Source organism: Legionella sp. PC997 (assembly GCF_014109825.1).
GTDB lineage: Bacteria > Pseudomonadota > Gammaproteobacteria > Legionellales > Legionellaceae > Legionella.
The window spans coordinates 1,003,630-1,018,001 of the sequence record NZ_CP059576.1; the positions used below are offsets into that span (position 1 = coordinate 1,003,630).

Consider the following 14,372-nt stretch of genomic DNA (forward strand, 5'->3'; position numbering starts at 1 on the left):
AGTTAACCAAGAAAACGAGGCTCGTTGAGAGGTAATGATACACTTTGCTAGATTGTTGGGTTGAAATTTATTCTGATAAGGAGAAATTGTGATGGAATACAAATGTCATAAATGTGGAATGGGTGTGAAAAACTTAACATGTACCAAATGCAATTCCCCATTGGTTAGCGATGTTGTAAAAACAGACCATGGCAAAGTGCAAGTTTCGAAATGTCCTCACGGCTGTGGACAAATTAAATCACCAACATGTTGCGGTCATGATATGGTATGTTCTGCTTAATGATTTAATATAATCCACGGGTAGTCCGCTGGATCCAAAACTAAAGTTATAAATTTATTCTCCGTCCCGCGGCTAGTTCGCGGGATCCAGCTTTTCTTTAAAGAGTTCAGCCCCTTAACTGACTCAAGGTAAGCTTGCAAACAAATGGATTTGTAAATTAAGAATAAATCCATATTTCATGCAATATTCTGCTGCATATTCATGATTGCGTTGATTTTTTTGCAGATCTAAAAGACCAGGCTCCCAAAAGCTCACTACTTCATTGATTTCCGAACGTTCTGCCAACGTTAGATCGCGTCCTTTATCACGCATGGCACGAACACGCTGAGGTTCTTTTTGGTACCTATTCATAGGGCTCACAAAAACCTGTTTATTGGTTTTTTCAGCCCATTCATGTGCCCATGCAGGTATTCTACTATAAGTTTTGTATTGTTCATCTTCCGGGGCTGACATGACAAACTTCAAATAATCTGCTCGTTCCAACATTTTGGTATTTGGTTCTAAATATCGAATTGATTTCCCATTTTTTTCCAAGCACTTGGGACTCACTACTAATATCGTGCTTGTAGGAAGGTCAGATAAAATAGAGATGCCATTGGATTCGATCTGAGTATATTGGAAGTATGGTTTAGCTTCCTCTAAAAATGCTGATAAATTTTGTTGTAGTGAAGGCTCTCCACCGGTGATGACTAAAACTATTTTTTTTGCATGCCCTTGCGCCCAGGAAGGAGTTGGCAGGCTACGATTCTGAAAAAAAGCATCAATTAGAGTATCTGCTTCTTCTAATAATGAAGAAAAACTTCTCCATTCTCCCATCTCAAAGTAAGTATCACAAAAAGAACATGCTAAATTACATTTGGCTAAACGAATAAAATAGGCTGGATGACCACGAAAAGGTCCTTCTCCTTGCAAAGTAAAAAAACGACTGGTAACAAAAAGCTCCCCTGGCTTTGCCTCCTTAAAAAAAGATTTTCCTACTTTTTCGTTCAGTCCGAACATTGATTGACCTTGATGTGTATAAATTTTTTACATATTATACTCTATTGCTTTTAAAATGTGAGCCCTTGTCATTTATTTTTTATTTTATAAGCTCCTAGAGAACGCGCAGCAAAAGCATGTATTTCTCATGTGATGATTACTTTTGGTTTGCAGATTGAATCAAAGAGAACCGCTCGATTAAATGGATATTTTCTGAGGCCAATTGATAAATTCTTGCAATGGTCTCCTGACTTATTTGATTGAAAATCAGTCTTATCTCATTTTGTTGCTGTGGCAAAATGGGTGAATACCGATGCGAGCACAGAATTTTTTTCATCAAGTGCAAGTCAATAGCATCAAAAGCATAGAAATTATTACGAGTATAAATTTTAATCGGAAACGACGCTTTTTTTATTTCAGTATTGAAATTCAGCTTACTAAAAGGCTGTTTATTGTAACAGGTGCTATCGAATTCTTTATATCGCTTTATGAAGTTTATTCGATTTAAATAGAAAAAATCCTGCGAAATTCCGCTTAGTTTTCTGTTTACAAAAGAGCAGTTAATTAGGGGAAGACCTAAACCCACATAATTAATAAAAAGTAATTCGAATATTTTTTCGATGTAGAGTTCTATTTTATGCTCATGGTGATTGAGCAGTGCTTCATGAATAAAGTGAAAGTCTAGTCCTTTCCATGGTGTAGTATCAAAATGTAAATACCAAAGCAGGTAGTAAACTCCATCCCAAGGTTTGGCGTAGTACTGCTCTGCTATTTTATTTTGCAGTTTACGAATCTCATGCACCAGGGAAGGGGTAATGATATAAGGAATTTTGGGCTTTAAACAAACCGTCATGCCATTTGTTTTATTAGCACGAATGGCTAGTAATTCGATGTTATGCACAGCAATCCTTATTAAAATAATAAAAAAGAATATCCAAATAAGGGAACAACATATAAGAGTGTAGTAAAGAAAATAGAGTATTTCCAAAAAAAAGTTAATTTTATTATTTGAGAGCGTTAGAAACCAATCGTACATCTATTATATTGGGGATGCTTTTCAATTTATCGCATAGGGGGGGTAATGATTCTTTAGGCCCAGATATATCAATCAGGTTTACAGCAATTTTCCCACGGGATTTATTTTCCATTTGCTCAATATTGTATTTTAGTTTGGATATATTTTGAGTGATTTTACCCATGGCTCCTGGGGTATTTTTGTTGGTCACTAATATACGGTAGCAATTCGGTACCTGCGTCGCCGAGAGGGATATATTAGGAAAATTAATAGAATATTCGATGATACCATGTTCTAAATAATTGCAAATATTGCGAATGACCATTTCTGCAGCACTTTGTTCCGCCTCTTGAGTACTTGCTCCCAAATGAGGAAAGGACAAAACATTGGGATGACCCGCCAAATTAATTGTTGGGAAATCAGTGATATATCCCATAATTTGCTGATTATTTAACTGTTGCAAAATTGCAGCTTCATTAACGATTTGTTCGCGAGAAAAATTGAGTAATAATGTATGAGGTTTCACCAAGGCAATATTTTCTTCATTAATTAGATGCGTGGTCGCTGCATTTAATGGGATATGCAGGGTAATAATATCTGAGTGAGCAAGTAAGGTATTCATTTCCATAACTTTTTCAACACCCGGCATTAATGCCAAAGCATTAGTCAAAGTCATATTCGTATCAAAACCTAGTACTTTCATCCCTAAAGCCAGACCTGCATTAGCTACTTTAACGCCTATATTGCCCAAGCCAATTACACCTAAAGTTTTTCCTGAAATTTCATGCCCAATAAACTTCTTTTTATTCGTTTCAATTTCTCGACTGAATAATTGATCATCCCCTTTAGCCAGTTCACTAATAAAGGAGCGGGTTTCGTCTAAATGTCGATAACCCATGATCATTGCTGCCATTACCAGTTCTTTTACGGCATTAGCATTTGCTCCAGGAGCATAAAATACGGGGATCCCCATATTGGTAAGTATTTCAACAGGGATATTATCAGTACCCGTTCCTGCTCGTGCTACTGCCTTTAAGTTTTTTGAAAATGGATGATCATGTAATTTATGGGAACGTACTAGTATGACATCAGGATCAACAGGATTGAGACCTAATTGATAGATGTCATGATGAAACAAACTCAAGCCCTGTGGTGATATATTATCAAGAATTTGAATGATAAACATGGGTATCTCCCTTGATCAGAACGCTAGAATTGTAAATTTCTGTAAGTCCCTGTTCATAATAAGCATAATATTGGGGAGGCAATTCGTTCAACTCATCCTGAGTTAATCCTAAAGGGATTATTGGGTAAAAGCTAGTAGTGCTGATGTAAAGATCTGAGTGATTTTTTACCCACTCTTTAGGATTTAAGCCAGAAAAACCAATAAATCGGGTGACTATTTGCCGAGCTTCCCAGTCACTTACCCCATCCCCTACCAATAAAGAGCGCTCCTCGGATTTAAGTACTGAGGCAATTTCTACCGTTTTCCCATTACCTTTCGTCATGTTGCTTTGTCCATCAAATCCTTCATAATTACCTTGCTTATCAAAATATACTTCCACTGCGAGTACATTGCTTGCTGGAATTCCTAAAGTCTTGGCAAACTGGACTACTGCCAGCTTAATTCCAGCCGAAATGATATAGATTTTTTTATTCAAACGTTGTAATAGTTGAATGAGTTCTTGTGCCCCAGGAGCAATATGTTGTCTGTAGTGCTTTGCCAACTCCTCTATTTGTTTTCGGGTGGGTTGCACGTACTCTAAGCGTTGTCGATAATCACTTGGAGTCATACCGGTTTGACCCATACATCGTGCAGTAATCTGATGAACTTGCTCTCCAACTCCATTGCTTGTTGCTAAGACATTAATGCCCTCAATAAGGGAAAGCGTTCCATCACAATCAAAGAAAAAAGTATCAATGGGAGCCTTTAAAGCCCAAGAATTTTGATTATGCATGAATAATTGCCCTTATATTTAAACAGAGACTCACAGAACGGGAGTTTCTGAGTTGTGGTGGTAGTCTTCTTTGGCCATTAAAAGGTGTAACTGCTCTGAAATTTTATGCCAATAGTTATTATCAAAAACTACACTTTCCCGAGGTTTCTGTTCATGACGTTCTAACAGTTTGTTGAATTCTTCGAATAAATAAGTGGCAAAAGAGTGGTTTTCATAGCGGGTAAAGGGCGCTTCGAAAAATAGCCCTAACTGTTCCATAATTTTATGAGGATCATCGCTTGCCTGTGCTTCTTTATTGATTCGCTCGGCTCTTTTTTGGCCATCCTCAGTATGACGCCACCAACTAAACCAACCATTAGCTTGGCGAGTATTAATACCCAATTTATAGTAATTATTATAGGCAACCCATGCATCCGATATAGTGGTTTTCAACGCATTCAACCAGTCTACTGGTACCTTTATCTCCCTTACTTTACTGCTTATTTGCTCATTTTGTTTAAAAAAATCCGATGTTGATTCTGAGGTTTTGCGTCGTCGTGAAGGCTTTTTGTGCCCTATTTGAGGTCTAGATTTAGTAAGATGAGAGAGTGGTTTCGGATTAAGATTATCGGTATCAATGGAGGCCATTTCTTTTAATCTGGATTGTTCTCTGGCGGCAATTAATTCCGCTCTTCTTTGAGCAACCAATCCTGTAGGAATATCAAAATTCTTCTTTCTTATAAATGAAGTTGTCTGCTTGTTGTTTTTGCCCATGATAATTCCTTATCCCTAAGTTATTTATTAGAGCACTTTCATAACTTGCCTTTTTATGGCTGGTTATTTTCCTTTCTGAGGGCTCAGTTACTTCATGTATACTCCGCTCCTCGTATAAAGACTGTCGTGTACGAATAATCTATAGTTATGAAATAGCTCATTTATCGCATCAAATTGACATAATTTTAACGCAACTTAATCATATAGGCTCTTTTTTTACTATGCAATAATTCAGCTCTAAATTGCTGTTGCTCTAATTTGAAATAAGTTACCGGCTTAGCATCGCATCTCATCTCAAGAATAAGTCTATACTTTGGGATAATATCGGTTCCAGAAAAGGAATTCCCATGAACGCTTATACGGTAGACATCCAACATCCAGTAACCATTCCCAGTAAAAATGTTTATCTGAACGGGTTTCTATTTATCCCTGAAGAAGCGAAAGGGATGGTGATTTTTGTACACGGAAGTGGGAGTAGTCGATTCAGTAGTCGCAATCAATTTGTGGCAAATATCTTGAACGAAGGAAAATATGCAACTTTGCTCTTTGATCTGCTTACTTCACAAGAAGAGGTTATTGATAACGTAACTCGAGAGTTTCGTTTTGATATTCATTTGTTAGCTTCTCGGCTTCTTGATGTAATTCATTGGTGTACTAAAGAATTTGCTGAATACCATTTTCCTATTGGTTTGTTTGGATCGAGCACCGGAGGGGCTGCGGCACTTGTTGCTGCAGCTCAGGGACCTAATTTGGTCAAAGCCATTGTATCACGTGGTGGCAGACCTGATTTAGCAGGAGCCTATTTACCACAAGTCAAAACACCTACGTTACTCATTGTGGGAGGCGATGATGAGATGGTAATTGGACTCAATCAGCAAGCGATGGCTCAGATGAGTTGTATCACCCAATTGCAACTAGTTGCTGGCGCAACTCATTTGTTTGAGGAGCCTGGGACTTTACAAGAGGTTTCACACTTGGCCAAAAAATGGTTTGAGCAATATTGTATTGGGTAATTGAATAATGCATAACTTTAATATTATGCGGAGGAGGCTCTATGAATAAGGATGCGCTGCAAAAGTTAATCGATGAACTGAACGAGGCCGTTGTTGCCCTAGATGCCCAGGATGAAGATTATAATGCGGTGCTTGAGAAAATAGGAGATGCTCGTTTTGTATTGATTGGGGAGGCCTCCCATGGAACTTATGAATTTTATCAGACTCGTATCAATATATCCAAACGTCTGATCAAAGAGCGCGGATTTATGGCGATTGCAATTGAAGGCGATTGGCCTGATGCGTACCCTGTCCATCGTTATTTACAAGGAGAAGGGAGTATAGCACATAGTGAGCAGTCGTTGGATGCTTTTGAACGATTTCCCACTTGGATGTGGCGTAATACCACGATTCCGCCTTTTCTTAATTGGCTACGTCTTTACAATGATCGCTTGCCTACAGCCCAAAAAATTGGATTTTATGGACTTGATTTATATAGTTTAAATTCCTCCATGCAAGCGGTAATTGATTTTTTAAATAAAGTCGATCCTGAAGCAGCACAACGTGCCAAACATCGTTATGCGTGTTTTGATCATCTTAATCAAGATCCTCAAATGTATGGCTATTTAATTAGCGCAGGAATTAAGAAAGCCTGTATTAATGAAGCAGTGGCTCAACTCGTGGAATTGCAGCACCGTGCTTTTGAATATCTGCATCGGGATGGCATTGCTGTGGAGGATGAGTATTTTTTTGCCACTCAAAATGCTCGATTGGTAAAAAATGCAGAAAATTATTATCGTTCTATGTTGGAAGGTCGGATCTCTACATGGAATATCCGAGATACTCATATGGCCGAAACAATTAATGTGTTAGCGGATCATTTAGAATCACGATTGAATAAACCGGCTAAAATTATCATCTGGGCCCATAATTCTCATATCGGAGATGCCCGTGCGACCGAAATGGGGGAACGTGACGAATTGAATTTAGGTCAGTTAATACGTGAGCAATATGGCATACATTCTTATTCTCTTGGTTTTTCAACGTATGAAGGGACTGTTATGGCTGCATCTGATTGGGGAGGACCCGGAGAGAAAAAGCAAGTAAGACCTGGTTTGCCAGGAAGCTTTGAGGAACTTTTTCACCAATTAAAATACCCGAATTTTTTCTTAAATTTACAAAATAATGAAAAATTGGAACATTATCTCAATATTCCTCGCTTGCAACGGGCAATAGGCGTGATCTATCTCCCTGATACCGAGCGCTTCAGCCATTATTTTTTTACGCGACTCCCTTATCAGTTTGATGGACTAATTCATTTTGATAAAACGAATGCTTTAAAGTCATTAAGTCAGAGGAGTTTATGAAGACTCAATGCAACAAAGCGCGTCCAGACGAAGACAGCCTGGGCAGTTATTACTTGATATGTAAGTTAGCTAAATCCTCTTCAGTTAATGTTTCTTTTTTCAATAACAATGTTGCCCCTTTTTCTAAAATTTTAATGTGTTTTTTTATAACTTTTACGGCATCGTCAAATGCAGTTTGGATAATTTTGCGGACAGCTGCATCAATATCACATGCGGTTTCTTCACTAAATTCTCGTTCGTGATAGGTCATAGGGGACTCTAGAAAGGGTGAATTTTCTTTCTGGTAAGTTACAGGTCCAAGTTGTTTGTCCATACCGTAACGCATGACCATATTTCGTGCAATATCTGTTGCCTTGGCAAGATCATCTGCTGCACCTGTTGAAAATCGACCAAATACAACAAACTCTGCAGCCCTTCCTCCGAGCAAGACCATCATTTTACATTTCAATTCTTCTTCGGTCATCAGATAACGATCTTCTGTAGGACGTTGAATGGTATAACCTAAACTTCCTATACCCCGTGGAATAATGGAAACTTTATGGACTGGATCTACATTTGGTAATGAGAGGGCTATCAATGTGTGTCCCATTTCGTGATATGCGACTGCTTTACGCTCTTCGGGGTTGAGCAAGCGATTCTTTTTCTCCAAACCAGCCACAATTCGTTCAACAGCGTTGGTAAAATCATCCATATTTACAGAGTCTGCATTGTGGCGCGTGGCAAGCAGTGCTGCCTCGTTGACTAGATTTGCTAAATCAGCACCAGAAAATCCTGGGGTTAAGGCTGCAATTTTTTCGGGATCAACATCCGGGGCCCGTATTATTTTTTTCAGATGAACATTCAGAATTTCTATTCGCCCTTTTTTATCGGGTCGGTCGACAAGTACATGGCGATCGAAACGTCCCGCACGTAATAATGCCGGATCCAGAATTTCGGGTCGATTCGTTGCGGCGATTAAAATTAATCCTTCACTCGGATCGAAGCCATCCATTTCTGAAAGTAACTGATTTAAGGTCTGTTCCTTCTCGTCATGTCCTCCGCCGATAGGATATGCACCTCGTGCCCTCCCTAGGGCATCAAGTTCATCAATAAAAATAATCGCAGGGGCCGTTTCACGAGCATGGATAAAAAGATCGCGTACTCGAGCCGCTCCAACCCCAACAAACATTTCTACAAACTCTGAGCCATTAATTGAAAAAAATGGAACTCCGGCTTCACCGGCCACCGCTCGTGCAAGTAAGGTTTTACCTGTTCCAGGAGGTCCAACTAAAAGAACTCCTTTAGGTATATGAGCACCAATACGCGTATAATGCTCCGGATTCTTAAGAAATTCGACTACTTCCATAAGCTCGGTTTTTGCTTCATCTACTCCGGCAACATCTTGAAATGATACATGGGTTTCTTTTTCCATGTAGATTTTGGCTTTACTTTTTCCAACATCCAAAACTCCGCCAGCTGCTGATCCCATCCGTCTTAATAAAAAACTCCACAAAGCAAAGAAAAGTAATGCGGGTATAGTCCACGAGAGCAGCAGGGTTAGCCATTTGTTCTCAGCCTCTCCCTTAAATTTTACTTTGGCTGCCTCAAGAGTGGATACAAGAGACGGATCATTAATACGAACTGTAGTAACTTGCGGGTCTTTACCCCCGTATTCTTTTATTTCATTAAGCTTATCTTCTGGAAGTAAATTTGTTAAACCTTCAGGTTTTAGGTTTGCGGTAATGTAGCTTTCGGTAAGTACAACATTGTCTAACTTTTCTGCTTTTAAAAGTTTGATAAAATCACTATAACCTATATCTACAGGATGTGATGCAAAAAAAAAGTTCTGGAATAAGAGGATAATCCAGAAAATTATCAGAACATACCAGAGCGAAAACTGCCATTGTTTATTTTCCACCACTCCCCCTCAATTAAGATGATTATCTTATTAGTAGAAAAAACGAGCTGGTTTTATACAGTATATACCAAAGGGATAAATGATGTGGTTTAAAGTAAGTCTATATGTTGAATTTATGTATATTTGGATTAAAATTAAACTATTAGTGGTCATTAAGTATTTTTTTATGTTTAAAGATTCAGTGGATAAAAATATTAATTCTATTCCTAGAAAAGAGAACTATGTTCTTGATTATCCTAATGAAAATGATTTATCCGACTTCTTACATTATGTTAAGCATGACGATGCCATGGCAGAAATTTATTTTAAGAATAATGAAGTGTTAGAGGATGAAACAATTCAGTTATTTAAGAATCAAGGAAAATTTATACATAAAAGTGATAATAAAATTAACCAGCGATGTGATTTAATGCTGGTTTTACGAGACCATGGGAAAGTCATCGGTTTTATTGAATTAAGGTTAACTAAAAACTCTAAAATGATGCCTCAATTATTTAGTTTATTTATAGATGAGCCTTATCGCCGTAAAGGACTAGCCAATTTAATGATGGTCCATGCCTTGGATTTTTTCGTACATAGTGGCCAGAAAGATATGACCGTAAGTCCTACTGCAGAATCACTTACTGTTTATAATAAATTTGCTTTTTATCCGCCAGAATTTGATGATAATGGATTAAAAAATTGGTTCGAAAAGAAGGAGGACGAACGACTGGATATTTTGCAAAATGAGCCTTCAGAGTTTCTTATGATGGATCTAAGGAATCCATCCTGTCGTGAAACTTTTGAATTTCATCGTAAAAAAGCAGTTCAGAATTTTGTAAAATTTGATATCTCTCCACTTTTAAAAGACGATTTAAAAACTGATGTTTTTGAGTGGAGAAAAAAAGCAACTACGCCTCCCTCACTAGCTAATAATGACTTAGGCGTTTTAAGCATTTTAGACGATAAGAAAAAAAGAAAAGCAGAAAAAATTGAGCAAGAATCGTTTCCAGATCAGGACAATAATCCCCTAAATAATTCTTGAACTCTGCAAAACCAAGTTATTTATTTTTATCATTGAGCGCAAGTCCTTTATAAAATCCTTTACACTGATCGCTAAACCAAACTCCCTGGGTTATTCCTGATTCACTGCGTTTATATAAAAAATAATCAATTCGATCATGCCAAGATGTTGTTGCTGTTGTTCTCGATGCAATCAAACTACCGTGGAGAAGATAAATACCGTCTACTTTATCGATGTTAAAGGAAATTTGTTTTAGTTTAATGCCTTTATCAGTAACAATAGGATGAGCAATTCCATCCTTTAGGGTGTGAATGAAAGTACCTGGACAGTGCTCCCGACAGTATTTTTTTGTAATCCCTTTTTGATTAGGGACGGCTTTGTAATAAATTCCTTTCCAAGTAATTAAATCAAGATTGGCCAATGAAACATTGGAAAAAAATAAGGTATATAAAAAAAATAATATATATTTCAACATGATTATCCTTATCTAGGGATGAAGTGGCGCAACTCTTAATTTAAATTCAGGATTTTGGGGTCGACTTGGCCTCGCACCAACTACTTAAGCTCATAGTAGTGATTGATAAAAAGTGGTTCAAAACCAAGACGTTTATAAAGATTAAGTCCTGAACTCGATGCTTCTAAAAAGCAGGTTTGAACTTTTAAATCCAATGCTTTTTTTAAGGCATAAGTCATCATTGCAGTAGCAAAGCCGCGTTTTTGAAAGTGGGGCATTGTGGCTAAATCATCAATGCGGGCAAAGTGTTCTTTTACTGTTAAGGTCATAGATACGACAACTTCTCCTGCAAAAAAACCAGAAAGGTGATACAGATCTGGACATTTTTGCAACGCTAAATCATGTCTTTGTGTATAAACCTGGTTAATTTCTGGAGTTGATTGAAAGCCATGGATGAGCGGAATACCCCAGATATTTAGATCGTCATTGAGTACTCTAAATTCAAGTTGATGATTCAAAGGGGGTAACAAACTCGATAACAGATTGAATTCCATGGCAACACCACAGTCAGTTAATTCATAATCATGTAGAAATTGACTCTTTTGCTGCGTGTCGATGGGGGTATGCTCTGAAATAACAATAGCCCAAGGTAAATTTTTTTGAGCGAAGTGGGATCTGCAGTGTGCAAGATCGTTTAAAAATTCCTTATCTGTTAGGGTTACGAACGCAGGATTAAGTCCTGCTGCGAGAACTCCGGTTTCAAAAGCAGTGATGGTTGGATGATTCAGGCAATTTAAGCTAATCAGTGAGAAAAAATGCCGCTCTAACTCATGATACTCATTATTCGGTCTTTGCATTAAATAAATCCAATAAGTGATCTTGGGCTGCATTATAACAAACGCAAGAGAGGATACTATGCATAATTAAAAATCGGCTATGAATACACGAGGTAGTATCCTCACTTCTTTGTAGTATTTATCGAGTTATTGGGGTGGTTATAAGGTCATTGCCAACGGTGTGGGTATGACCTTAATCGAACGCATTTCTATTCTGGGAATACCAATGAAGAATAACCTTCCGCTAACCAATTAGGATTGTTTGCCTCGGATTAGAAGAATCGGGATGGGAGCATTGCGAATAACACCTTCTGCGACGCTACCAAGCAGTAGATGCTGATAGCCACGACGACCATGCGTACCTATGACAATCAAATCAGCAGACCAATCTTTTGCTGCTTCAATGATTTTTTCTGGGACTTTTTCTTCGGATGGATTCATTTCAATCAGTTGCGCTTCACATTCGGCATGCTTTTTGCGTGCGATGGTTTTCATCTTATCTAAAAATTGTTGACCATACTCTTTGAATGAGGCTTCTAACTTCTCATAATCCACCCCAGTTCCAACATAAGGAGCATAAAATTCATTTGCAATGTGTACAATTCTTAATTTTGCTTGATGCACTTTACTCAGTTTAATTGCTTCCTCGAAGGCTTGCATTGACGTATCACTATCATCAATCGCAACTATTATATTTTTATACATTTCTATATCCTTATAAAAGGTAATGAGATCATCTATGGGGATATCTTACCTATAATCAAGAATGAAACATAGATAGAATGGTTAATAAGCGAAAAGAAATAAATGAATTATTTTGATGAATAACTGCACGAGGCAAAAAAATCATGAACCATGAAATTTTATTTAGTCCGTTCAATCTAAGAGGTCTGACTCTTAAAAATCGGATTGTTATGGCTCCATTGACGAGAAATCGTTCGATCCATGGAATCGATACTCCTTCAGAACTTAACGCAGAGTACTATGCGCAACGTGCAGATGCAGGCTTAATCATCGCAGAGGCCACACAAATTTCCCCGACTGGAAAAGGGTATGCATGGACCCCCGGAATCTATTCCTCAGAACAAATTGCGGGATGGAAATTAGTAACGGATGCTGTTCATGCAAAAGGGGGAGCTATTTATTTGCAACTCTGGCATGTCGGACGAATCTCGCATCCTTCTCTGCAGCCAGGTGGTATTGCTCCTGTTGCACCCTCTGCTATTGCGGCAACAGGGCAGCGCACTTTTATTGAAAACGGTACCTTTGTCGAAGTAGGAGCTCCGCGTGCATTAAAGCTTAGTGAAATTCCCCGTATAATTGAAGATTATCGAACTGCTGCGAGGAATGCTATTTTAGCGGGATTTGATGGGGTAGAAATTCATGCAGCTAATGGATATCTAATCCATCAATTTTTGTGTGATGGGACAAATCAGCGAACAGATCAATATGGGGGGTCAATTGCCAATCGATTGCGTTTTGCGCTTGAAGTGACCGATGCTATTGTCGCTGAAATTGGCGCAAATCGAACAGGAATCCGTCTTGCTCCAGTAAGTCATGCTAATGGAGTCAACGATACTTCGCCTTCAACGGTATTTTTTCCGCTTGTACAAGAACTGAGTCGACTTGAATTAGCTTATGTGCACGTTATTGAAGGAGAAACCCAAGGGGCTCGCGATTATTATGGTTTTGATTTCCAAGCATTACGCAAAGAGTTTAACGGTCCTTGGATGGTAAATAATGGTTATACATTAGAGATGGCCCATGAAGTCCTCACTAGTGGATATGCTGATCTCGTTGCGTTTGGAAGATATTTTATTGCAAATCCCGACCTGGTTATGCGATTTAGGACAAATGCGCCATTGAATGAATTGGATCGTTCAACTTTATACGGAGGTAGTACAAAAGGGTATACAGATTATCCTTTTTTACAATTAACTCAATGAATAGGTATGGAATCTAATAATGCTAAAGCAATGGTTGGTAGGACTAATTCTTTTTATTTTAATTGTTACTGTCGCGTATTTCTGGCAACGTTATTTCATTTATTTCCCATCTTTTGAGAAACCAAATCTTGAAGATTTTCAGGCAAAAGATATGCAAATCATTGAAATCCGGGTTGCAGATGGATTGACTTTAAGTTCTTGGTATAAACCCCCATTGGATAAGAAACCTATAATTCTCTATTTACATGGAAACGCAGGACATATCGGTTATCGGATGCCTCTTGCTCGTCAGTTCCTCTCCCAAGGTTTTGGGGTGTTATTACTTGAATATCGAGGGTATGGTGGAAATCCGGGTAAGCCCACCGAATCCGGATTATATAAAGATGCACGAGCGGCAATGCAATTCTTGCAACATCAAGGATTTGAGAAAAAAAATATCGTTCTCTACGGAGAATCCTTAGGAACTGGGGTGGCGACACAAATGGCGACAGAGTTTCCCGTTTGCGCCTTAATCCTGCAATCCCCATATACCTCGTTAACTGCTCTGGCTCGCTACCATTATTCCTGGGTACCTATGCCTATGATTGATAAGTATGATTCTTTATCACGAATTCAAAACATTCATGTCCCCATTTTAATGTTGCATGGGAAACTGGATAGAGTGGTACCTTACAATCAAGGATTAACTTTGTTTAATCAAGCCAATCAACCCAAGGAGTGGGTTGAGCTTTCTGATAAAGGACATCTGAATTTATGGAATGATCATTTTGCACAGACGGTTATTCATTTTATTTATGCTTATTGTAGCGCAGATTCCAAGCAAGTATTCGAGAGATACCCCGTGTGGCTTGGGTGAGGGCAAAGCCATAATCCGGTATCTTCACTTTGACAAC

At 38.3% G+C, this 14,372-nt stretch carries 14 protein-coding genes; 5 read left to right on the plus strand and 9 right to left on the minus strand.

Annotated features, from left to right (window positions below):
• Nucleotides 1-403: 403 nt before the first annotated feature.
• From HBNCFIEN_RS04165 to HBNCFIEN_RS04185, 5 genes are all read right to left on the minus strand, one after another.
• A complete protein-coding gene (locus tag HBNCFIEN_RS04165) occupies nucleotides 404-1,279 on the minus strand; it encodes a 7-carboxy-7-deazaguanine synthase QueE (protein ID WP_182392826.1) in 876 nt (291 codons plus the stop codon).
• A gap of 136 nt (nucleotides 1,280-1,415) precedes the next feature.
• On the minus strand, nucleotides 1,416-2,159 hold the full coding sequence (locus HBNCFIEN_RS04170; RefSeq protein ID WP_182392827.1) for a hypothetical protein: 744 nt from the start codon (nucleotides 2,157-2,159) through the stop codon (nucleotides 1,416-1,418).
• A gap of 103 nt (nucleotides 2,160-2,262) precedes the next feature.
• The gene (locus tag HBNCFIEN_RS04175; protein ID WP_182392828.1) at nucleotides 2,263-3,459 is read right to left on the minus strand and encodes a 3-phosphoglycerate dehydrogenase family protein; all 1,197 of its coding nucleotides are present in this window, start codon (nucleotides 3,457-3,459) and stop codon (nucleotides 2,263-2,265) included.
• Nucleotides 3,437-4,231, minus strand: coding sequence for an HAD-IB family phosphatase (locus tag HBNCFIEN_RS04180; protein ID WP_182392829.1), 795 nt, complete (start codon nucleotides 4,229-4,231; stop codon nucleotides 3,437-3,439). The genes HBNCFIEN_RS04175 and HBNCFIEN_RS04180 overlap by 23 nt, the downstream gene beginning before the upstream one ends.
• 30 nt (nucleotides 4,232-4,261) lie before the next feature.
• A complete protein-coding gene (locus tag HBNCFIEN_RS04185; RefSeq protein ID WP_182392830.1) occupies nucleotides 4,262-4,984 on the minus strand; it encodes a hypothetical protein in 723 nt (240 codons plus the stop codon).
• A 347-nt stretch (nucleotides 4,985-5,331) separates the two neighbouring features.
• Here HBNCFIEN_RS04185 and HBNCFIEN_RS04190 point away from each other — a divergent pair, with 347 nt between their 5' ends.
• Entirely contained in the window at nucleotides 5,332-5,997 is a 666-nt protein-coding gene (locus HBNCFIEN_RS04190; RefSeq protein ID WP_182392831.1) for a dienelactone hydrolase family protein, read from the plus strand.
• A gap of 41 nt (nucleotides 5,998-6,038) precedes the next feature.
• Complete coding sequence (locus HBNCFIEN_RS04195) at nucleotides 6,039-7,343, plus strand: erythromycin esterase family protein (protein WP_182392832.1); 1,305 nt, start codon at nucleotides 6,039-6,041, stop codon at nucleotides 7,341-7,343.
• A 49-nt stretch (nucleotides 7,344-7,392) separates the two neighbouring features.
• Here the strand turns inward: HBNCFIEN_RS04195 and ftsH are convergent, their stop codons facing one another.
• Complete coding sequence (gene ftsH / locus HBNCFIEN_RS04200) at nucleotides 7,393-9,240, minus strand: ATP-dependent zinc metalloprotease FtsH (RefSeq protein WP_182392833.1); 1,848 nt, start codon at nucleotides 9,238-9,240, stop codon at nucleotides 7,393-7,395.
• 166 nt (nucleotides 9,241-9,406) lie between these two features.
• Here ftsH and HBNCFIEN_RS04205 point away from each other — a divergent pair, with 166 nt between their 5' ends.
• Nucleotides 9,407-10,264 carry a GNAT family N-acetyltransferase gene (locus HBNCFIEN_RS04205; RefSeq protein WP_182392834.1) on the plus strand — a complete coding sequence of 286 codons (858 nt, stop codon included), beginning with the start codon at nucleotides 9,407-9,409 and terminating at the stop codon, nucleotides 10,262-10,264.
• Between the two features lie 16 nt (nucleotides 10,265-10,280).
• Here the strand turns inward: HBNCFIEN_RS04205 and HBNCFIEN_RS04210 are convergent, their stop codons facing one another.
• The 3 genes from HBNCFIEN_RS04210 to HBNCFIEN_RS04220 form a co-directional block, all read right to left on the minus strand.
• The gene (locus HBNCFIEN_RS04210; RefSeq protein WP_182392835.1) at nucleotides 10,281-10,718 is read right to left on the minus strand and encodes a hypothetical protein; all 438 of its coding nucleotides are present in this window, start codon (nucleotides 10,716-10,718) and stop codon (nucleotides 10,281-10,283) included.
• A gap of 80 nt (nucleotides 10,719-10,798) precedes the next feature.
• Entirely contained in the window at nucleotides 10,799-11,554 is a 756-nt protein-coding gene (locus tag HBNCFIEN_RS04215; protein ID WP_182392836.1) for an N-acetyltransferase, read from the minus strand.
• Nucleotides 11,555-11,785: 231 nt separating this feature from the next.
• Nucleotides 11,786-12,238 carry a universal stress protein gene (locus HBNCFIEN_RS04220; protein WP_182392837.1) on the minus strand — a complete coding sequence of 151 codons (453 nt, stop codon included), beginning with the start codon at nucleotides 12,236-12,238 and terminating at the stop codon, nucleotides 11,786-11,788.
• 143 nt (nucleotides 12,239-12,381) lie between these two features.
• Here HBNCFIEN_RS04220 and HBNCFIEN_RS04225 point away from each other — a divergent pair, with 143 nt between their 5' ends.
• Both HBNCFIEN_RS04225 and HBNCFIEN_RS04230 read left to right on the plus strand, forming a co-directional pair.
• Nucleotides 12,382-13,479, plus strand: a complete 1,098-nt coding sequence (locus tag HBNCFIEN_RS04225) for an alkene reductase (RefSeq protein WP_182392838.1) — start codon at nucleotides 12,382-12,384, stop codon at nucleotides 13,477-13,479.
• A 19-nt stretch (nucleotides 13,480-13,498) separates the two neighbouring features.
• A complete protein-coding gene (locus HBNCFIEN_RS04230; protein ID WP_182392839.1) occupies nucleotides 13,499-14,335 on the plus strand; it encodes an alpha/beta hydrolase in 837 nt (278 codons plus the stop codon).
• Nucleotides 14,336-14,372 lie beyond the last annotated feature (37 nt).